The sequence below is a fragment of the Rhodanobacteraceae bacterium genome (assembly GCA_016713135.1).
In the GTDB taxonomy this organism is placed as follows: domain Bacteria; phylum Pseudomonadota; class Gammaproteobacteria; order Xanthomonadales; family SZUA-5; genus JADKFD01.
Genome location: JADJPR010000016.1, coordinates 87453 through 107297, shown reverse-complemented (window position 1 = coordinate 107297; position 19845 = coordinate 87453). Strand labels below are relative to the sequence as shown.

Genomic DNA, 19845 nt, shown 5'->3' with positions numbered 1-19845 from the left:
TTTTTCCCTTTTCCCTTTTCCTTTTTCCATGAATCCCGACCAAATCCTCGCCAAGACCTGGTTCTACCGCTTCCCGCTGCCGGATGGCCGGGTCACGCCGAGCTACCACGACGGCATGCTCGACGCGGTGCACACCACGCGTGTCGACATGATGGGCCGTACGATCCGCGGACACTTCGGCGATGCGACGATCGCCAGCGCGGTGGACCTGGCCTGCCACCAGGGCTGGTTCTCGTGGCAGCTGACGCAGCACGGCGTGCAGCAGGTCACCGGTATCGAGCCGCGCGACGAGCATGTGGCCGATGCGCGCGCGGTGACCGCGGCGATGGGCCTGTTCGGGCGCATCCGCATCGAGCAGTGCGATGTGCACGACACCACGCCGGAGCGTTTCGGCACCCATCCGCTGGTGCTCTGCTTCGGCCTGATCTACCACCTGGAGAATCCCATCGGCGCGCTGCGCCGCGCCCGCGCGCTGACCGCGCCGGGTGGCCTGTGCCTGGTGGAAACCCAGGTGGTGCCGGGCCTGCGCGGCTTCGTCGACTGGGGCAACTACCGCTTCGTGCGGCCGCTGAAGGGCAGCTTCGGCATCATCGACGAGATCGACGAAACCCACGCCGCGGAAGCCTCCACCACCGGCATCTGCCTGGCGCCCGACACCGAAGGCCTGATGTGGATCATGCGCCACATCGGCTTCCGCGACGTCGCCCTGATCCCGCCGCCGGCCGACGGCTACGAGCAGCACCTCTACGGCAAGCGCGTGATGGTCCGCGGCGTTGCCGCCTGACCTCGGGGCGTAGGCGAGCCGGTTAAACGCGGAGACGCAGAGGACGCAGAGAAGAGCAGGAGGAAGCGAACGGATACGGGTGGCCAGGAGTCGTTCGACGCCGGCCAGTCAGCCAGAGTCTCTGCTTCTCTCTGCGCCTCTGCGTCCAACGAGCTCGGGGCGGGTGCGATTCATCCCTGAGACGCAAAGGGCGCAGAGGAAAGCAGCGAGATGAGCAGCCATTCCCAGGCTCTTGCTCTTCTCCGCGCCCTCTGCGTCTCCGCGTTTAACCGACCCCGGACAAGCGCGATTCGAACCAGCGCGAGAGGTCGCGGATTTCCTCCGCGCACACCGAATGCGGCATCGGGTAGCTCTTCCATTCGACCGGGTTGCCGAGGGCGCGGATCCAGTCGCGGCTCATGGCGCCGAGGCTCTCGGGAACCACGGGATCGAAGCGGCCGTGGCCCATGAAGATCGGCACGCCGGCGCTCTCCGGCGCGGCCTCGCCCGGGAAGGTCTCGTGCAACGGCAGGTAAGTCGACAGCGCCACCAGGCCGAGCAGCGGCTCGCGCCGGCGCAGGCCGGCGGCCAGGGTGATCGCGCCGCCCTGCGAGAAGCCGGCCAGGATGATCCGTTCGCTCGGGATGCCGCGGGCGTTCTCACGGGCGATCAGTAGTTCGATCGCCGCCACCGATCCGCGCACGCCCACCTCGTCCTGCTTGTGCGCGATGTCGACGCCGCCGATGTCGTACCAGCCGCGCATGCGCATGCCGCCGTTGACCGTGATCGGGCGCACCGGCGCGTTCGGGAACACGAAGCGCAGCGCCGGCCACTGGCGCCCCACCAGTTCGGGCACGATCGGCTCGAAGTCATGCGCATCGGCGCCCAGGCCGTGCAGCCAGATCACTGCAAACTGCGGCTGCGTCCCGGTTTCGGTCTCGATGGTTTCCAGCAGGTGGGTCATGGCGGTCCGGGGCGTTGGTGGGGTAGGGGCGGGATTCTGCCCGTTGAGCTTGGTGTTGGTATGGGTTGTGGGTGTTGGAAGGGGCGGCGAGCGGGCCAGTCCTCATCCGCGCACGGTTGCCGGATCTGCGAAAATCAGTGCGTCAGACGCGCGCGCGCGCTTTGATTTCACTGACCAACCAACAGCCACCACCACTCGACTTTGGCGCCAACAACCCATACCAACACCAGCTCTTACCTATACTGCCTGCACCCGCCCCCAGGCCCGCCCCATGCGCCAAACCCTTTCCCGCCTCGCGCTGTTGACCCTGCTCGTCGCCACGCTGGCCGCGTGTGGCTCCAAGGGGCCGCTGGTAATGCCGTCGGATGAACCGGCCAAGCCGGAGCAGCCGGCGCAGTGAGCGGTATCCGCTTCACCAAGATGCACGGAGCCGGCAACGACTTCGTGATCCTCGACCGCATCGCCGGCGCGCCGCTGCCGGATGCGGCGCTGGCGCGGCGCATCGCGGACCGCCACTTCGGGATCGGCTGTGACCAGATCATGCTGGTCGAGCCGGCCACCGCGGTGGGCCAGGCCTACAGCTACCGCATCCTCAATGCCGATGGCAGCAGTGCCGGCCAGTGCGGCAACGGCGCGCGCTGCGTGGCGCGCTACCTGCGCGAGCGCCACGGACTGGCCGATGGCGCGGTGCTGGGCAGCCCGGGCGATGCGGTGGCGGTGCATTTCCTCAGCGACGGCCACATCGAGTTGGCGCTTGGCGTGCCGCGGCTGGCGCCGGCCGAGATCCCTTTCCTCGCGCCTCGGCGCGAGACGCGCTATCTGCTCGCACTGGACCGCGGCGAGCACATCGAGGACGCGCTGCTGCACATCGGCGCGCTGTCGATGGGCAATCCGCACGCGGTGCTGAGGGTGGAATCAGTCGCGGCGGCGCCGGTCGCCGAGTTCGGCCCGCTGATCGAGTGCCACGCGCGCTTTCCCGATCGCGCCAATGTGGGTTTTGCCGAGATCGTCAGCCGCTCGCAGCTGCGCCTGCGCGTGTGGGAGCGCGGCGTCGGCGAGACCCTCGCCTGCGGCAGCGGCGCCTGCGCCGCGATGGTCGCGCTGCGGCTGGTCGACGCGGTCGACGAAGCCGTCGTGATCGACCTGCCCGGCGGCCGGCTGCGCGTGCGCTGGGCCGGCGAGGGCCAGCCCGTCTACCTGGCCGGACCGGCCGAATTCGTCTTCGATGGAGTGCTGCCATGACCGACTACCTCGACCTCAGCCCCGACCACATCGCCGGCTACCTTCGCCGCCATCCGAATTTCCTCGCCGACTACCCGGACCTCGCGCTGACCCTGGTGATGCCGCGCGAGGCTGGTGTGGCCACCTCGCTGACCAACTACCAGCTGGAAATCCTGCGCGAGAAGAACCGCTCGCTGTCGACCCGGCTGCGCGACCTGGTCACCGTGGCCGAGGAGAACCAGGCGCTGGTCGGGCGGGTGCACCAGCTGGCGCTGCGCCTGCTGCGCGCGGCGACCTTCCGCGACACCGTGCTGGCGATCGCCGCCAGCCTGCGCGAGGACTTCCACACCGACCTGGTGCGCGTCTGCCTCACCGGCATGCCGCGGCTGGCGCTCGACGAGGCCTGGCTGATCGAAGTGGATGCCGCGGACGCCTCGCTGGCGGCTTTCGCCGACGTGCGCAGCAAGCATGATCCGCTGTGCGGCCGGCTGCGCGCCGACAAGCTCGAGTTCCTGTTCGGTGAGTTCGCGCCCGATGTGGCGTCCGCCGTGGTCCTGCCCTTCGGCAGCGCGGGATTCCTCGGCGTCGGCAGCGCCGATCCGAACCGCTTCCACCCCGGCATGGGCACCGTGTTCCTGCGCCAGATCGCCGAGCTGATCGAGACTGCGCTGGTCGCGTCTGCGGCACGGACGGGGTGATGGAAGCAGGGGCGGGTGAAGCGGGGGCAGGTGAAGCGGGGCGGGGGACCTGTTCTGCGGTGGAACTGGTGGTGTGACGTGGTGCGTGGGTGATATTCGCCTCGTTTTCCGTCCGTAGCCAGCAGTCGGTCCCTTGACCCTCGCCCCGCTTCATCTCCCCCGCTCTTTCCTCACCTCAGCCTTCGTCCCAAGCCGTCGGCCCGTCCCTTGACCCCTCGCCCCGCTCCACCTCCCCCGCGCTTCGCCCAACATGCGAAGATCCATGCATGGACGCCGAAACTCCCGAGCTTCCGCCCACCTGGCAGCAGCCCATCGACGACTTCCTCGCGCACCTGACGGTGGAGCGGCGGCTGTCGCCGCGCACCACCCAGGCCTATCGCGCGCAGCTGACCGAGGTGGCGCAGGCGCTGGTCCTGTCAGGTATCGGCGCCTGGACCGACGTGCGCCGCGATCAGGTGCGCGGCGTGATCGCCGATGGACATCGCCGGGGACTCGCGCCGCGGAGCCTGGCGCTGATGCTGGCCGCGGTGCGCAGCTACTACCGCTGGCTGCGCCAGTATCGCCACCCTGGGCTCAACAATCCGGCGCAGGGCGTGCGCCCGCCGAAGCCGGGCAAGCGGCTGCCGGCGGTGCTGGACGCGGACGCGATCACGCGGCTGGTCGAGATCCCCGCCGATGAACGCCTGTCGACCCGCGACCGCGCACTGCTGGAGCTGTTCTACTCCAGCGGCCTGCGCCTGTCGGAAGTCGCCGCGTTGCGCTGGGGCGATCTCGACCTCGCCGATGGCAGCGTGCGCGTGCTCGGCAAGGGCAGCAAGACGCGCATCGTACCGGTGGGCAGCCTGGCCGTCGAAGCGCTGCACGCGCTCGCTGCGGAAGGCGGGCATGGCATCGCCCGGCCGGTGTTCGGCAACGGCCGCGGTGGTGCCTTGAGCCCGCGCGCGATCCAGGCCCGGGTCAAACACTGGGCTCAGAAACAGGGCATCTGGCAGCGCGTGCACCCGCATTTGCTGCGGCATTCATTCGCCAGCCACCTGCTCGAATCCAGCGGCGATCTGCGCGCAGTGCAGGAGTTGCTGGGCCACGCCGACATCGGCACCACCCAGGTCTACACCCACCTCAACTTCCAGCACCTCGCCGAGGTGTACGACAAGGCGCATCCGCGGGCCCGGCGCAAGGGCTAAGTGGTTGTGGGTTGTGAGTTCTGGGTTGTGGGCGGCAAGTCCATGCTCCGCCCACACGCGGGTGCGGGCTCTGGCTGCCCGCAACCCACAACCCGCAACTCACAACCGGCTTTTCAGGCCTCGGGGAACGCCGCCTTCATGAACTCCGGCATGGCCAGCGCGGCCTTGTGGATGTCCACGTTGTAGTAGCGGGTCTCGAACTTCTTGGTCGCGGCGCCGCGCTCGCGGAAGGAGTTCAGGTCGATGCCCTTGCGCGCCATGGTGCAGCTCCACCAGCCCGACGGATAGCAGGGCTGCGGGAAGCACAGGGTGCGCAGGAAGCCGAAGCCGGCGCCCTTCATCTGGGTGCGCATCGCGGTGATCAGCGGCAAGTGGATCAGCGGCGATTCGCTCTGCTGCACCAGGATGCCGCCGGGGCGCAGGGCCTTCAGGCAGGACTGGTAGAAGGCGCGGTTGAACAGGCCTTCGGCGGGACCGACCGGATCGGTCGAGTCGACGATGATCACGTCCAGCGAGTCGGGCTCGTGCTCGGCCATGTACTTGATGCCGTCGCCGAACATCAGCTTCGCGCGCGGATCGTTGTTGGCGCTGCACAGTTCCGGGAAGTACTGCTCGGCCAAGCGCGTGACGCGCTCGTCGATATCGCACTGCACCGCTTCTTCGACTTCCTCGTGCTTGAGCACCTCGCGCAGCGTGCCGCAGTCGCCGCCACCGATGATCACCACGCGCTTGGCGCGCGGGTGGGTGTACAGCGCCGGGTGCGACATCATCTCGTGGTAGAGAAAGTTGTCGCGCGTGGTCAGCATCACACACTGGTCGATCACCATCAGGTTGCCCCAATCGGTGGTCTCGTAGATGTCGATGGTCTGGTACGGCGTCTTCTCCGAGTGCAGCAAGCGCTTGATCTTGAAGGAGATCGCGGAGTTGGCGGCGTCGTGGGCCTCGGAATACCAGTTGTCGTCCAGCTTGTGCATCGGGCGCTCGCCTTGACCGCATGAGATCGTCGTGAACCCGGCATTCTAGCGGGCATTTGACCCGATGGCGCGAAAACAACCCGCAACAGCGGGGGCGGGAGGCGCGGCGGTCGGGATTGTACGGGTGCTCAGCCTTCCAGTTCCTGCCAGCGCACATAGGCCGCTTCCAGTTCTGCCTGGCGCTGCGCCAGCAGGTTCTGGTCGGCCACGATGGCAGCGCCGTCGCGGGCGAAGAACCCGGGCTGGTTCATCGCCTCGCTGCGCTGCGTGATCTCGGCTTCCAGCGCCTCGATGCGCGCCGGGAGCAGTTCAAGCTCGCGCTGGTCCTTGTAGGTCAGTTTGCGGCGCGCGGGTGCGGGGGCTGGCGGGCTCTGTGCCGGTGCCGCCACTGCCGCGCCGCTCTTGCCCTTTGCGGCATCGCTCGGGTGCGCCAATGTGCGCTGCTGCTCCCAGTCGCTGTAGCCGCCGACGTACTCGCCGATGCGCCCGTCGCCCTCCAGCACCAGGGTGCTGGTAACCACCGCGTCGAGGAAGGCGCGGTCGTGGCTGACCAGCAGCACGGTGCCGGAGTACGCGCCAAGCTGCTCTTCCAGCAGCTCCAGGGTCTCGATATCGAGATCGTTGGTCGGCTCGTCGAGGACCAGCAGGTTGGACGGCCGCGCAAACAGCCGCGCCAGCAGCAGGCGGTTGCGCTCGCCGCCCGACAGGCGCGTGATCGGCGCGCGCGCGCGTTCCGGGCTGAACAGGAAATCCTGCAGGTAGCCGAGCACATGCGTGCGCCGGCCGCCGATGTCGATGAACTCCTGGCCCTCGGCGACATTGTCCAGCGCATTCCAGTCTTCACGCAGCGCCGCGCGGTACTGGTCGAAATAGGCGATCTCGAGGTTGGTGCCGCGGTCCACCTCGCCGCTGTCGGGCGTGAGTTCGCCGAGCAACAGGCGGATCAATGTGGTCTTGCCGGCGCCGTTCGGGCCGACGATGCCGATGCGGTCGCCGCGCATGATGGTGGTCGAGAAATCGCGCACCAGGGTGCGCCCGCCGATCGCGTAGTTCAGGTGTTTCGCGCGCAGCACGCGCTTGCCGGAACTCTGCGCCTCGGCCACTTCCAGTTTCGCCACGCCCTGTTGCTCGCGGCGCGCGGCGCGCTCGCGGCGCAGTTGCTTGAGCGCGCGCACGCGGCCCTCGTTGCGCGTGCGCCGCGCCTCGATGCCCTGGCGGATCCACACTTCTTCCTGCGCCAGCTTCTTGTCGAACAGCGCGCGCTCCTGCGCTTCGGCATGCGCGCGCTCGGCCTTGCGCCTCAGGTAGTTCTGGTAGTCCCCGGGCCAGCTGGTCAACTGGCCGCGGTCGATCTCGACGATGCGTGTGGCCAGCGCCTGCAGGAAGGCGCGGTCGTGGGTGACGAACACCAGTGCGCCAGGGAACTCCTTGAGGAAGTTCTCCAGCCAGGCGATCGCCTCGATGTCGAGGTGGTTGGTCGGCTCGTCCAGCAGCAGGATGTCCGGCTGCAGCAGCAGCGCCTGCGCCAGCAGCACGCGCCGCTTCATGCCGCCGGACAGCGCGGCGAAATCGGTCTCGTCGCTCAGCCCCAGCCGCTCGACTGCCTGCGTGGCGCGCTTCTCCAGGGTCCAGCCCTGGGCCGCGTCGATCGCCTCGTGCAGCGCCGCCAGCCGCGCGGTGTCCACGGTCTCGGCATGGCTGGCGTGGTGGTATTCGGCCAGCAGCCGCCCGGCATCGCCGGCGCCGAGCGCGATCACGTCGAACACCGTGCCCGCCAGGTCCCGCGGCACTTCCTGCGGCATCCGCGCCACGCGCACGCCGTCGCTGCGCACCACGCGGCCATCGTCCGGCGCGATGTCGCCGGCGATCAGCCGCAGCAGCGTCGACTTGCCCTCGCCATTGCGCCCGAGCACGCAGATCCGCTCGCCCGCTTCGATGGCGAGGTCGACATGGTCCAGCAGCGGCGGGCCGCCGACCGAGTAGTACAGGTGGTTGAGCGTGAGGAGGGGCATGGGGTGGCGAAGGTTGGTCGGAACGACGAGGACTTTGCGGCGGGCTGGGTACTCTGCGAGCAAAGTGAAAGGTCAAACGTCAAACGTCAACCGCGGTCGCGCAATTGACGTTTCACGTTTCACGTTTGACCTGTCCCCACAGGTCCCGGGACCTGTGCCGATCATCGCGGTTCACTGTTCCACCAGCATCCTCGGCGCCTGCTCGATGTTGCTCGACAGCCCGGTCAGCGCGTTCAAATCGCGGATGGCGTGCTCGGCATGGGTCATCGTATCGGCCACCGAGTCGACCTGGGTGCTGATGAAGTCGGGGTTCTGGTTGTTCACGCTCATCTCGCTGAGCGCGAGGATCTTGGCCTCGATGCGTTCGAGTTCCAGTTCGACGAACTGGTTGTTGGTTTCCGCGGACTTCAAGTTGTCCAGGCGCATCGTGGTGGTGGCGATCGCATCCGTCAGCGAGCGCTTGATGCGCTCGTCGGCGTCCGCGCCGAGGCCCTCGCGGCGCAGTTCCAGGTCCTTGAGCTGCGCTTCGAGGGCGCTGCGGTCGGTCTGCTCCAGGAACTTCCATAACCCCTGCTGGGCGTACAGCAGGCGCAGGAACACCCACAGCAGCTTGTCCAGGCCGCCGCCGCGCAACTGATCCGCCTCGGGTGCCTCCGGCGCGCCCGCAGCCACGCCGCGGGCGATCCGGCGCAGGCGCAGGCAGCGTTCGCGCAAGTCCTTGAAGCGGTTGGCCGGTCCGGGGCCGAGTTCGTTCAGCATGCGCGTCAGCAGGGTCTGTGGGTCCTCCTCGCGCTGCTCCCACTGCGGGTCCCGCCCGAGCAACTTCGCATCCACCGAGCGGCGGAACTTGGGCGCCGAGATCAGCCCGGTCAGGTACAGCAGCTCGCCCGCCGCCAGCAGCGGCAGGATCGCGCCGGGAATCGGGCTCAGCACGGCAAACGCCCCGCCAGCGAACAGCGCGAGCAGGTTCCAGCGCCAGGTGAAGGCCGCTTTCAGGTAGTCGCCAAGGCCCGGGGCGCGAGGCGTAGGTGGGGCAGGGGGTTGCGGTCGCATGCGGGGAAGTATGCGGGGGGCGGAGGGGCAGGAGAAGCGGGGGCAGGTGAAGCGGGGCAGGGGTCAGGGGACCTGCACCACGCTTCGGTCGTTGTTCAAAGTATGGTGAAGGACAGCGACCACCTCGATGGCAGTGCGAAGCCAAGTGCCGATCCCCTGACCCCTGCCCCGCTTCACCTCCCCGCTTCTCCTTGCTCCCGCTCAACCCGCGCGCCACCGGCCCACCTATGATCCGGCGCAGAACCCAGGAGCCGCCGATGTCCCAGACCCGCCATCTCAGCACCATCGACGAGGCCGTCGCCCTGATCCGCGAACGCCTTGGCAAGCACTGGATCACGGCTGCGCCGCTGGGATTGGGCAAGCCTAACCGGCTGATCAACGCACTGTATCGCGCGGCCAAGGCGGATACCTCGATCAGCTTCAAGCTGATGACCGCGCTTTCGCTGGCGCGGCCCAGCCCGGCGGGCGACCTGGAAAAGCGCTTCCTTGGTCCCTTCGCGCAGCGCTGGTGGGGCGACGACTACCCGGACCTGGAGTACGTCAAGGACGTGCGCAACGGGAGTGTTCCGGCGAACATCGAGATCCGCGAGTTCTACCTGCAGTCGGGCTCGATGCTCGGCAAGCCGCTGGCACAGCGCAATTACGTCAGCGTCAATTACACCCATGTGGCGCGCGATGTCGCCGCCGCCGGCGTCAACCTCGCGGTGCAGATGATCGCCAGGCGCGACACCCCGCAGGGTCCGGTTTACAGCCTGTCGTGCAATACCGATACCACCATGGACCTGCGCGACCGCGTGATCGCGGAGGGCCGCCGGCTGGTGGTCATCGGCGTGGTCAATCCCGAGTTGCCCTTCGTCGACAACGACGCGCTGGTCGAGGAATCCGTGTTCGACGCCATCGTCGACGGCCCGGGTGTCGGCCAGCGGCTGTTCGGCCTGCCGCGCCAGCCGGTCGAGGACGCCGAGTACGTGCTCGGGCTGCACGCCAGCGCGCTGGTCAAGGATGGCGGCACGCTGCAGATCGGCATCGGTGCGCTGTCGGATGCGATCGTCTACGGGCTCAAGCTGCGCTGCGCGGACAACGCCGCCTACCGCGCGGCGCTGGAGCCGCTGCTGGACCCGCACGAGCGCCTGCTGGCGCAGCGCGTGGGCGGCCTGGAGCCGCTGCAGACCGGGCTCTACGGTGCCAGCGAGATGGTCATGGACGGCTTCATGGAGCTGCACCAGGCGGGCATCCTCAAGCGCCGCGTATACGACCATCTGCCGCTGCAACTGCTGTTCAACCGCGGCCAGGTGGGCACCACACTGCGCGCGGACGACATCGACATGCTGGTCGAGGCCGGCGTCTATCCGCGGCCGCTGACGGCGGACATGGTCGCCACGCTGATCCCCTTCGGCTTGCTGCCGGCCGGCAGTGCGATGGCGGACCGCGACACCCTGCTGCTGCCGGATGGCACGCGAGTGGACGCGCTGCTGCCCGCAGGTGCCGCACGCGCAGCGATCGCGCGGGTGATCGACGGCGTGCAGTTACGCAACGGACGCTATCTGCACGGCGCGTTCTACCTCGGTTCGCACGCGCTGTACGACTGGATCCGCGGGCTGGAGGGCGAGGAGTTCGAGGGTTTCTCGATGACCCGCGTTTCGCACATCAACGAGCTGTACGGCGGCCAGGAGGCCTTGCACCTCGCGCAGCGCAACGAGGCGCGCTTCTTCAACACCTGCATGATGCAGACGGTGCTCGGTGCCGCGGTGTCGGACGCGCTCGACAGCGGTCAGGTGGTCAGCGGCGTTGGCGGCCAGTACAACTTCGTCGCCATGGGCCACGCCGTGCCGACCGGCCGCTCGGTGCTGTTGCTGCGCGCCGTGCGCGAGAGCGGTGGCGAAGCCTCGTCCAACATCGTCTGGAATTACGGGTACACCACGATTCCGCGCCATTTGCGCGACCTGGTGGTCACCGAGTATGGCGTGGCCGATTTGCGCGGGCAGAGCGACGAGGAATGCATCAAGCGCATGATCGCGATCGCTGATGCGCGCTTCCAGGATGAGTTGGCCGCGCGCGCGCGCAGCGCCGGGAAACTTGACCAGGCTTGGCGCATTCCGGAGCGCTGGCGCCGCAACACCCCGGATCTGATCCGCCAGGCGCTGGCTGGTGCGCGTGCGAAGGGCCTGTTCCCGCTGTTCCCCTTTGGCGCTGATTTCGACGCCACCGAGGAGCGCATCGTGCGCGCGCTGCGCTGGCTCAAAACCAACACGGTGAAGACCGGCGACCGCTTGCGTGCGATGGTTGCTGCGCTGGGTGCCACGCCCGGCGCGGCCGAGCAGCCCTACTTGGAGCGACTCGGCTACACCCGGCCGAAAAACATGCACGAAAAGCTCTACGCGCGATTGGTCACGCTGGCGCTGCGTCGGACGGCCTGAGTGCCCCAGGCGCCGACACAAGAGCGGGACGCAGAGGACACAGAGGAAAGGCAGAGAGAGCGCAAAGACGCTGCGAATCGGGTCCGTGCTCCCACCGGGTGCCACAAGTCCGGGCGCGGACGAAGTGCAAAGAGTGCCGCGGAAAGCCCTGGACTCACCCGGCTCAGTCTTTCTCCGCGCCCTCTCTGCTTTTACTCTGTGTCCTCTGCGTCCTGCTCCTGGCTCAAGATCGCGGAGGTTTGCAGACCTGGTTCTTCTCCGCGCGCTCTGCGTCTCCGCGTTTGACTGTCCCAGAAACAACCAAGGCCAAAGCAAAAGGGGCACCCTGACGGGCGCCCCTTCTGTGATCCAACCGGGTGCGCTGATCAGCGCGCGGCGTTGGTGTTCATCGTCGCATTGCGCGAGCTGTTCTGCGTCTGCGCCGGATCGCGCATGCCGCTGGTGTGGCACTGGCCGGTGACATGGCCGCGATTCACCGCTCCGGAGAGCTGGCCCTTGGCCTGTTCGGTGGTGCCGTCTTCCGGATCGGAAAGCACCAGGTCGGTGGCGAACTGGCAATAGTCGTTGGTGTACCAGTTGGTCAGCTTGAAGCTGGTCGTGTAGTAGTTGACCTTGGCGCGCGAGGACGTCGGGATGCCGGCCAGCCAGCTGGAGGCGCCGCTGTAGGTCAGGTTGTTGTTGGTGCTGCAGCCCACGCCGAACCAGGAGCCCAGCGTCGCCAGGATGCCAGCCAGGTTGGTGCCCTGGTACGGCGTGCCGACCGACTGGATCAAACGGCTGCCGACGGCGTTGTCGAGGCCGCTCCAGTAGTAGGTGTACAGGTGCAGCGACGCCGCGCCGCCCTGGCTGTGCGCAACCACGCCGAAGCTGTTCCAGGTGGCGCCATAGCTCTGGATCAGGCGCGCGAACTGGTCATGCGTGCGGTTCTGGTTCGCGTCGAGGAAGGTCGAGGCATTCGTGAAGTGCGAGGTCGGCCAGACGCCACCGGAGCAGTAACCGTGCACCAGCAGCAGGCGCGAGCCGACGCCCTTCTCGCCGCTGCTGGCGAGATCCGCCGGACGCACGCCCATGGTCATGGCCTCGTCGACGACGATCTCGGACGGCTTGGCCTTGACGCGCAGCGCCGGGGTGCTCATCGGCAGGCGCTCGGCGCCGGCCAGAGTGACGAAGTAGTCGGGATCTTCGATGCGCAGCTTGCGCAGCTCGAACGGCGCCTGCGCGCCGGCCAGCGCGATCCAGCGGGTGTCGAGGCCGAAACTGACATTGCCCTTGTCCGGGGACACCATGCCGCTCACCCAGGCAACCGGAACGGCATTGCCGGCCTTGTCGGTGCCCCACACTTCGGCGTAGCCACGGTAGTGCTGTCCCGACTTCTCGGCGGCCACCGGGACATTCAGGCTCAGGCGGTTGCCTTCGGTCGTCGTCGTCGCCGCGGCCTTGGTGCCGGCCAGCGCCAGCGAGCGCTCGAGGATCGGCAGCGGGTGTTCGGCGCTGCGCACCACCGGACGACCTTCGCGGTTGCTGCCACGCACGGTCACTTGCGCCAGGTACTGGCCAGCCTTGTCGGCGAGGAAATCGCCGCCGAAGATGCCGTCGCCCGCGGCGCCGTCGCTGTGCAGGCCGTCATCGAACATCGGCAGGTTCTGCACCTCGCCGCTCGGCGTGGTCACGCGCAGCGACGCGGAACCGACGCGACCGGCAGCCTTGGCATGCAGGATCTCGCCGTCTCCGGTCTCGCCGTACAGGCTGGCGACGAAGCCGATGCGCTCACCGACAAGCTGCTTGGTGTGCGTCTGGTACGACACCAGCTGGGTGTCCGACTGGCCTTCGACCAGCACGAAACCGCGCGACGAAGCGCCTTGCGCGGCGGACAGCTTGACCGTCCATTCGCCGCTCTCGATCCCGTCCAGCGCGTAGTACTCGGTGGGGACCTTCGCGTTCTCGGCGCCGAATTCCATCAGCTTGTTGTCGCTGGCCAGCGCGCGCGCAGCCTTTTCGGTGCGGCCAGAGGGCGAGCGCAGGCTCGCGTTCCAGCCCAGTTCGTCGCCGCTGAAGACCAGGAAGCGCACGCTGTCGGTTTCCACCGGCAGCTTCACTTCGGCGGTCATGCCGCCAGCCTTGTCGACACTCATCTCGATCGGCAGCAGCGCGGCCTTCGAGTGGATCGCGGCATCTGCCGGATTGGCCGGCTGCATCGCGGCGAACTCGGATGGTGAACCGGCGAGCTGCTTGGCGACGATGCCGCCCGCATGCGCAAACGGCGCCGCGACAATCAGGCTGGTGGCGATGGACAGCGAGAGACGATTGAGCTTCACGATTTCCTCCCAGATACGTGAATGAGCGGGCGCGGTTGCGTCCGCCGGTGAACCTTCAGGATTCCGCCCTGGTGCCCTCGGCGCTCAGCGCACCGCCCCAACACCATACGTGTCAGTATGGTCCCCGGAACCCTGGGGAAATGCAAGGGCAAAAGTGACGCGAAGTGTCACAGATGCGCGCGGTTGACGTCGCAGCGGATGGGGCGTGACGGATTTGGGCAGTGTTGGCACTGGGTGGCAAAGAGCGGGTTCTGGGTTGTGAGTTCTGAGTTGTGGGCAAGCTGGAGTTGCCGCAGGGCGTCGGCGAAGCCCATGTCCTGCTGCCCACAACCCACAACCCAGAACCCACAACCAGCGGCGCGCGACTATGCTTCGCGCCCCCGAATTCGCATCCCGCCCTCGTGCACCTCATCGACATCGGCGCCAACCTTTCGCACGAATCCTTCGCGCACGACCTCTCCAGCGTGCTCGACCACGCGCGGGCGGTGGGGATCGGCGAGATCATCGTCACCGGCGCGAGCGAGCAGGGCAGCGTCGACGCGCATGCGCTGGCGCAGCGCTGGCCGCGCTTCCTGTACGCCACCGCCGGGGTGCATCCGCACCACGCCAGCGACTACACCGCCGAGACCCATGAGACGCTGCGCGCGCTGCACCAGCACGCGGACGTGGTGGCGGTCGGCGAGACCGGCCTGGACTACTTCCGCGACATCTCGCCGCGCCCGACGCAGCAGTGGTGCTTCGAGCAGCAACTTGAACTGGCGCTCGCCTGCGGCAAACCGCTGTTCCTGCACCAGCGAGATGCGCACGACGACTTCATTTCCATCCTGCGCCAGGTGCGTGATCGCCTGGGGCCCTGCGTAGTGCACTGTTTTACCGCCGACAAGCGCGAGTTGTACGAGTGCCTGGACCTCGATTGCCACATCGGCATCACCGGCTGGATCTGCGACGAGCGCCGCGGCGCCCATCTGGTGCCGCTGATGAAGGACATCCCGGCCAACCGCCTGATGATCGAGACCGACGCGCCCTACCTGTTGCCGCGCACGATCAAGCCGAAGCCGAAGACCCATCGCAACGAGCCGAAGTACCTTCCATGGGTGCTCGAAGCCGTGGCCGCGGCGCGTGGCGAGGCGCCGGAAGTGCTCGCGGCCAGCAGCACCGCTACGGCGAGGGCGTTTTTCCGGTTGCCCTGAGAACACTGCGCATTTGGCCCAGCGTGTAGCCCGGCGGTACGCGCGCAGCGCGTTCCCCGGGTACTTGCCACGAGCTGCCGGCGGTGAATCGCTCTGCGATACACCGCCCTACGCAGGATCAAGCCGTGCGGCCTGTTCGGTATGAGCGGCTTCAGCCGCGATCATTACTGCCAGCCAGTAGAAAGCACGCGGGCAGCGACACTGCAACTCCAGCCTCGCGCCTCAGGCCCGCAGCCCCACGCCCTTGTCCAGCAGACGCAGGCAGAACGCGCCCAGCACCAGGATCATCGCCAGCATGATCGCGAAGGCTACGCCGACCGAGACGTCGCTCTCGCCGAGTACCCCGTAGCGGAAGGCGTTGACGGTGTACAGGATCGGGTTGGCGAGCGAGACGTTGCGCCAGAACTCGGGCAGCAGGGCCACCGAATAGAACACGCCGCCGAGGTAGGTCAGCGGGGTCAGGATGAAGGTGGGGATGATCGAGATGTCGTCGAACTTCTTGGCGTAGACCGCGTTGACGAATCCCGCCAGCGCGAACAGCACGCCCGCCAGCACCACGCTGGCGACCATCACCAGCGGGTGCGCGATGGACAAATCGGTGAACAGCAGCGAGACGGCCAGCACGATGCCGCCAACCATGCAGCCGCGCAGCACGCCGCCCGAGACGTAGCCCGCCAGGATGACCCAGTTCGGCGTGGGCGAGACCAGCAGTTCCTCGACATAGCGGCCGAACTTGGAGCCGAAGAAGGAGCTGACCACATTGGCGTAAGCGTTCTGGATCACGCTCATCATGACCAAGCCCGGCACGATGAAATCCATGTAGCGGTGGCCGCCCATCTCGCCGATGCGGCTGCCGACCAGTTGGCCGAAGATCAGGAAGTACAGGGTCATGGTGATCGCCGGCGGCACCAGGGTCTGGCCCCAGATGCGCAGGATGCGGTTCACTTCCTTGATCACGATGGTCTTGAACGGGACCCAGCGGACGGCGGTGCTCATGCGGCGACTCCTTGTGGCTTCTCCAGCAGTCGCACGAACAATTCCTCCAGGCGGTTGGCCTTGTTGCGCATCGAGCGCACGCCGATGCCGGCGGCCGAAAGCGCGCCGAACAGGCCGTTGAGTTCGGTGCCGCGCGGCACCTCGACCTCGATGGTCGAATCGTCCACCCGGTGCACCACGCAGCCGGCCAGTTCCGGCGTGGCTGCGAGCGGCGCGGACAGGTCGAACACGAACGTCTCCTTGTCCAGGGTGGCCAGCAGCGCCTTCACCGAGGTGTTTTCGATGATCCGGCCGTGGTCGATGATCGCCACGTTGCGGCACAGGCTCTCCGCTTCCTCCAGATAGTGCGTGGTCAGGATCACCGTGGTGCCGGTACGGTTGATCTCCTTGAGCCACACCCACATCGAGCGCCGGATCTCGATGTCCACCCCGGCGGTGGGTTCGTCGAGGATCAGCAGGCGCGGTGCGTGCATCATCGCGCGGGCGATCATCAACCGCCGCTTCATGCCGCCCGACAGCGAGCGCGAGGCGACGTCCTTCTTGTCCCACAACGAGAGCTGCTTGAGGTACTGCTCGGCGCGCTCGCGCGCCAGCGTGCGCGGCACGCCGTAGTAGCCGGCCTGGTTGACCAGGATCTCGAAGGGCTTCTCGAACTGGTTGAAGTTGAACTCCTGCGGCACCAGGCCCACATGCGCGACGGCTGCATTGCGCTCGGCGACCACGTCCTTGCCGAAGATGCAGACCCGCCCGTCCGAGGGGCGCACCAGCGAGGACGCAATACCGATCAGGGTCGACTTGCCGGCGCCGTTGGGCCCCAGCAGCGCGAAGAAATCGCCTTCATCGACGGTGAGCGAGATGCCTTTCAGCGCCTCGACCTTGCCGCCGTAGGTCTTTTTCAGGTTGACGACATCCAGCGCGTGCATGCGCGGCTTCCGGAATGCGGGGAGAGGGTGGGGAGTATAGGGAAGCGGGGGAGGTGAAGCGGGGGAGGTGAAGCGGGGGAGGTGAAGCGGGTGGAGATGAAGCGGGGGGAGATGAAGCGGGGCAGGGGAGGGGGCGCGCTGCTTCGGTCATGCAATGTCGTTGACATGACCGGCGACAGGGCATCGTACATGCCGCGGAACAGGTCCCTTGCCCCGCTTCATCTCCCCCCGCTTCACCTCCCCCCGCTTCCCCAAGGTAGGATCAACCTGCCCCTCGTATCCCGAACCCGGCCCCGCCATGGACCGCTACGAACGCATCGTCCGCTTGCACCGTCTGCTGAAGGTCAATCGCACCGGCGTCAGTCTTGAAAAGCTGATGGAGGAGATCGACGCCTCGCGGGCCACGGTGTACCGCGACATCGCCTTCCTGCGCGATGCCCTTGGCGCGCCGATCGAGATCGAGGAAGAACCGCATCGCTTCAAGTACGTGCCCGATCCGATGCATGCCTTCGAGCTGCCAGGGCTGTGGCTGTCGCCCGATGAGGTCTACGCCCTGCTGGTGGCGCGCCAGGCGCTCAGCGCACAAAGCGAGGGTGCGCTGGCCGAGGCGCTGGGGGATCTCGGCCCGCGGCTCAAGGGACTGGTGGGCGAACGGGTCGAGCACCTCGGGCGCATCCGCGTGCTGCGCCAGGCCAGTCGCAAGCTGGACGATGCCACCTTCCGCGCGGTCACCAGCGCCGTGCTGGAACGCCGCCGCTTGAGCTTCAGCTACCGCGCGCGCTCCACCGGCGAGGGCACGGTGCGCACGGTGTCGCCGCAGCGGCTGACGCATTACCGCGACAACTGGTACCTGGACGCCTTCGACCACGACAAGCGCGGGCTGCGCTCCTTCGCCCTCGACCGCATCAGCGCCGCGCGCATGCTGGAGGCGCCGGCCGAGGACTGGCCGGAGGCGGAACTGGATGCGCACTTCGCCGCCAGCTACGGCATCTTCTCCGGCCCGGCGCGCGCCTGGGCGACGATCCGCTTCTCCGCGCACGCCGCGCGCTGGGTGGCGGACGAGCGCTGGCATTCGCAGCAGAAGGGGCGCTTCCTGCCGGACGGACGTTTCGAGTTGCAACTGCCCTTCGGCAACGCGCGCGAGCTGCTGATGGACGTGCTGCGCTACGGGCCGGATGCGGAGGTGATCTCGCCGATCTCCCTGCGCGAGGAAATGAAGCAGTTGCTGACCCTGGCGCTGACCGGCTACGCCACACGGTAACCGCCCGGATGCTGCGTACCCAGGTCGATGCGCGATTCCTGCGCCTGTTGATGCTGCTGCGCTGGGTGGCCGTCGCCGGGCAATCGCTGGCTATCCTCGCCGCGACGCGCGGCCTCGGCGTTCCCTTGGCACAAGCGCCGCTGTGGGCCGGTGTGGCGGTCCTCGCGGCCTTCAATCTCGTGCTGACGCTGCGGCCGCCGGCGGCACCCGCCACACCGCGCCAGGCGCTGGTCCACCTGGGCGGCGACATCCTCCAGCTCACGCTCGTGATTGGATTCAGCGGCGGCGCCACCAATCCCTTCGTTTCCCTGTTCCTGGTGCCGATCGCGCTCGCCACGCTGGCGCTGCCGGTGCGCACCATCCTGGTCGTCGCGGTCCTCGCCACCCTGGGTTATGCCGGAGCCGCCTGGCTGGGCCCGCCGCTGCCGCATGTACACGGATTGGCCGGGTTGTTCGATTTGCACCTGGCCGGCATGGCCGTGAACTTCCTGCTGACCGCGGTGGTCTTCGTGGCGGCGCTGACCCGGCTGGCCGCACTGCGCGACGAGCGCGAGCGCGAACTGGCCTTGCTGCGCGAGCGCCAGGCGCGCGATGAGGGCATCCTGGGCCTGGCGACCCACGCGGCGGCCATGGCGCATTCGCTGAACACGCCGCTGGCGACCCTGACTCTGCTGCTGGACGACCTGGCCGAAGACCTGTCGCCGCAGCCGGACCTGCGCGCCGAGGCCCAGCGCGCGCAGGAGCTGGTGGCGGTCTGCCGCGATCATGTGCGCGAACTGGCGGCTGCGGCGGATCCTGGCCGGCAGCGCGTGCTGCCGCTGTCCGTCTGGATCGACGAGCTGGTCGCACGCTGGGAACTGTTGCGTCCCGAGATCCAGTTGCAGCGGCGGATCGAGCTGCCGCGCGTGTCCGTGCGCGCCGACCCGGCCGTCGCCCACCTGCTGCAGGCCCTGCTCGACAACGCCGCCGACGCCAGCCGCGAACGCGGGCGCGAACGGGTTGACCTGGTCTTGCGCCTGGAAGCGGATGCGCTGCTCGGCGAGATCGCGGACGAAGGCCTCGGCGCACCCGCCGAAGGTCGCGCGCCGCTGCCGTACCGCTCGGACAAGCAGCATGGTCTCGGCGTCGGCCTGGCGCTCTCGCACGCGACTGTCGACCGGCTCGGCGGCCGCCTCGAACTGAAGCCCGGCCGCGGTGGATCCGTAGCACAATTCCGGCTGCCGCTTGCCGCCCTGCGCAGCGGCCTGGAGGACGCATGAACGATGTGCTGATCGTGGACGACGACAGTGTCTGGGCCGGGCAACTGGCGCGCTCGCTGGCACGTCGCGGCTATCGCACGCGGATTGCCCACGACGGTGCAGCCGCGCTCGCCGCGGCGCGCGCCGAGGTCCCCGATGCCGCGCTGCTCGATCTGCGCTTGGCCGAGGGCTCCGGCCTGCCGCTGATCGCGCCCTTGCGAGAGCTGTCCGAGGACATGAGCATCGTGCTGCTGACCGGCTACGCCAGCGTCGCCACCGCGGTCGAGGCGATCAAGCGCGGCGCCGATGACTACCTGCCCAAGCCTGCGAGCATCGACGCGATCCTGCGCGCGATCGAGGGCGGCCCGGCGGAACCCGAGGACGAAGCCCCGTTGCCCGAGCACATGCTGCCGCTGCGGCGGCTCGAATGGGAGCACATCCAGCAGGCGCTGACCGCCTGCGAGGGCAATGTCTCGGCCGCCGCGCGGATGCTCGGCATGCACCGGCGCAGCCTGCAGCGCAAGCTCGCCAAGCGCCCGGTGTCCGAACGCCCGCGCGACTGACGCAGGCGGGACAGGGTGGCGCGGGACCGGCCCCTGCCATGAGCGCTTCCGACCCTTGCCCCGCTTCATCGCT

At 68.1% G+C, this 19845-nt stretch carries 17 protein-coding genes; 10 read left to right on the top strand and 7 right to left on the bottom strand.

Going from position 1 to position 19845, the window contains the following annotated elements:
• Positions 1-28: 28 nt before the first annotated feature.
• Positions 29-784 (top strand): class I SAM-dependent methyltransferase, encoded by a 756-nt coding sequence (locus IPK27_13370; protein ID MBK8068571.1) that lies wholly within the window; start codon positions 29-31, stop codon positions 782-784.
• Positions 785-1049: 265 nt separating this feature from the next.
• On the opposite strand, the gene IPK27_13365 is transcribed toward IPK27_13370, so the two are convergent.
• Positions 1050-1727: a carboxylesterase gene (locus tag IPK27_13365; GenBank protein ID MBK8068570.1), complete on the bottom strand. Its 678-nt coding sequence runs from the start codon at positions 1725-1727 to the stop codon at positions 1050-1052.
• Positions 1728-1998: 271 nt separating this feature from the next.
• Between IPK27_13365 and IPK27_13360 the strand changes: the two genes are divergently transcribed.
• The 4 genes from IPK27_13360 to IPK27_13345 all read left to right on the top strand — a co-directional run bounded on the left by IPK27_13360 (position 1999) and on the right by IPK27_13345 (position 4830).
• Positions 1999-2127 (top strand): lipoprotein, encoded by a 129-nt coding sequence (locus IPK27_13360; protein ID MBK8068569.1) that lies wholly within the window; start codon positions 1999-2001, stop codon positions 2125-2127.
• Positions 2128-2147: 20 nt separating this feature from the next.
• A complete protein-coding gene (locus IPK27_13355) occupies positions 2148-2969 on the top strand; it encodes a diaminopimelate epimerase (protein ID MBK8068568.1) in 822 nt (273 codons plus the stop codon).
• Positions 2966-3646, top strand: a complete 681-nt coding sequence (locus tag IPK27_13350; GenBank protein MBK8068567.1) for a DUF484 family protein — start codon at positions 2966-2968, stop codon at positions 3644-3646. The genes IPK27_13355 and IPK27_13350 overlap by 4 nt, the downstream gene beginning before the upstream one ends.
• Before the next feature lie 266 nt (positions 3647-3912).
• Positions 3913-4830 (top strand): tyrosine recombinase XerC, encoded by a 918-nt coding sequence (locus tag IPK27_13345; protein ID MBK8068566.1) that lies wholly within the window; start codon positions 3913-3915, stop codon positions 4828-4830.
• Between the two features lie 113 nt (positions 4831-4943).
• On the opposite strand, the gene speE is transcribed toward IPK27_13345, so the two are convergent.
• From speE to IPK27_13330, 3 genes are all read right to left on the bottom strand, one after another.
• Positions 4944-5804: a polyamine aminopropyltransferase gene (speE, locus tag IPK27_13340; protein ID MBK8068565.1), complete on the bottom strand. Its 861-nt coding sequence runs from the start codon at positions 5802-5804 to the stop codon at positions 4944-4946.
• 128 nt (positions 5805-5932) lie between these two features.
• Positions 5933-7816, bottom strand: a complete 1884-nt coding sequence (locus tag IPK27_13335; protein ID MBK8068564.1) for an ATP-binding cassette domain-containing protein — start codon at positions 7814-7816, stop codon at positions 5933-5935.
• A gap of 171 nt (positions 7817-7987) precedes the next feature.
• The gene (locus IPK27_13330) at positions 7988-8869 is read right to left on the bottom strand and encodes a hypothetical protein (protein ID MBK8068563.1); all 882 of its coding nucleotides are present in this window, start codon (positions 8867-8869) and stop codon (positions 7988-7990) included.
• Positions 8870-9126: 257 nt separating this feature from the next.
• On the opposite strand from IPK27_13330, the gene IPK27_13325 reads away from it, so the two are divergent.
• A complete protein-coding gene (locus IPK27_13325; protein ID MBK8068562.1) occupies positions 9127-11286 on the top strand; it encodes an acetyl-CoA hydrolase in 2160 nt (719 codons plus the stop codon).
• 365 nt (positions 11287-11651) lie between these two features.
• Here the strand turns inward: IPK27_13325 and IPK27_13320 are convergent, their stop codons facing one another.
• A complete protein-coding gene (locus tag IPK27_13320; GenBank protein ID MBK8068561.1) occupies positions 11652-13604 on the bottom strand; it encodes a conditioned medium factor in 1953 nt (650 codons plus the stop codon).
• Between the two features lie 398 nt (positions 13605-14002).
• On the opposite strand from IPK27_13320, the gene IPK27_13315 reads away from it, so the two are divergent.
• Positions 14003-14791 carry a TatD family hydrolase gene (locus IPK27_13315; GenBank protein ID MBK8068560.1) on the top strand — a complete coding sequence of 263 codons (789 nt, stop codon included), beginning with the start codon at positions 14003-14005 and terminating at the stop codon, positions 14789-14791.
• 222 nt (positions 14792-15013) lie between these two features.
• Here IPK27_13315 and IPK27_13310 read toward each other — a convergent pair whose 3' ends face one another.
• Positions 15014-15787 (bottom strand): ABC transporter permease, encoded by a 774-nt coding sequence (locus IPK27_13310; protein MBK8068559.1) that lies wholly within the window; start codon positions 15785-15787, stop codon positions 15014-15016.
• Complete coding sequence (locus tag IPK27_13305; protein ID MBK8068558.1) at positions 15784-16710, bottom strand: ABC transporter ATP-binding protein; 927 nt, start codon at positions 16708-16710, stop codon at positions 15784-15786. Before IPK27_13305 ends, IPK27_13310 begins: the two co-directional genes overlap by 4 nt.
• A 298-nt stretch (positions 16711-17008) precedes the next feature.
• Here IPK27_13305 and IPK27_13300 point away from each other — a divergent pair, with 298 nt between their 5' ends.
• From IPK27_13300 to IPK27_13290, 3 genes are read left to right on the top strand one after another with little or no spacing between them, the layout of a single operon-like run.
• Positions 17009-17971, top strand: a complete 963-nt coding sequence (locus tag IPK27_13300; GenBank protein MBK8068557.1) for a YafY family transcriptional regulator — start codon at positions 17009-17011, stop codon at positions 17969-17971.
• Between the two features lie 8 nt (positions 17972-17979).
• The gene (locus IPK27_13295; GenBank protein ID MBK8068556.1) at positions 17980-19230 is read left to right on the top strand and encodes a sensor histidine kinase; all 1251 of its coding nucleotides are present in this window, start codon (positions 17980-17982) and stop codon (positions 19228-19230) included.
• Positions 19227-19772, top strand: coding sequence for a response regulator (locus IPK27_13290; GenBank protein MBK8068555.1), 546 nt, complete (start codon positions 19227-19229; stop codon positions 19770-19772). The genes IPK27_13295 and IPK27_13290 overlap by 4 nt, the downstream gene beginning before the upstream one ends.
• Positions 19773-19845 lie beyond the last annotated feature (73 nt).

Bases quoted from the DNA above. Each gene is read 5' to 3' on its own strand.
- IPK27_13330 (MBK8068563.1), bottom strand. From the start codon at position 8,869: ATGCGACCGCAACCCCCTGCCCCACCTACGCCTCGCGCCCCGGGCCTT.
- IPK27_13305 (MBK8068558.1), bottom strand. From the start codon at position 16,710: ATGCACGCGCTGGATGTCGTCAACCTGAAAAAGACCTACGGCGGCAAG.
- IPK27_13290 (MBK8068555.1), top strand. From the start codon at position 19,227: ATGAACGATGTGCTGATCGTGGACGACGACAGTGTCTGGGCCGGGCAA.
- IPK27_13335 (MBK8068564.1), bottom strand. From the start codon at position 7,816: ATGCCCCTCCTCACGCTCAACCACCTGTACTACTCGGTCGGCGGCCCG.
- IPK27_13325 (MBK8068562.1), top strand. From the start codon at position 9,127: ATGTCCCAGACCCGCCATCTCAGCACCATCGACGAGGCCGTCGCCCTG.
- IPK27_13300 (MBK8068557.1), top strand. From the start codon at position 17,009: ATGGACCGCTACGAACGCATCGTCCGCTTGCACCGTCTGCTGAAGGTC.
- IPK27_13310 (MBK8068559.1), bottom strand. From the start codon at position 15,787: ATGAGCACCGCCGTCCGCTGGGTCCCGTTCAAGACCATCGTGATCAAG.
- IPK27_13350 (MBK8068567.1), top strand. From the start codon at position 2,966: ATGACCGACTACCTCGACCTCAGCCCCGACCACATCGCCGGCTACCTT.
- IPK27_13345 (MBK8068566.1), top strand. From the start codon at position 3,913: ATGGACGCCGAAACTCCCGAGCTTCCGCCCACCTGGCAGCAGCCCATC.
- IPK27_13370 (MBK8068571.1), top strand. From the start codon at position 29: ATGAATCCCGACCAAATCCTCGCCAAGACCTGGTTCTACCGCTTCCCG.
- IPK27_13295 (MBK8068556.1), top strand. From the start codon at position 17,980: ATGCTGCGTACCCAGGTCGATGCGCGATTCCTGCGCCTGTTGATGCTG.
- IPK27_13365 (MBK8068570.1), bottom strand. From the start codon at position 1,727: ATGACCCACCTGCTGGAAACCATCGAGACCGAAACCGGGACGCAGCCG.
- IPK27_13360 (MBK8068569.1), top strand. From the start codon at position 1,999: ATGCGCCAAACCCTTTCCCGCCTCGCGCTGTTGACCCTGCTCGTCGCC.
- IPK27_13355 (MBK8068568.1), top strand. From the start codon at position 2,148: ATGCACGGAGCCGGCAACGACTTCGTGATCCTCGACCGCATCGCCGGC.
- speE (MBK8068565.1), bottom strand. From the start codon at position 5,804: ATGCACAAGCTGGACGACAACTGGTATTCCGAGGCCCACGACGCCGCC.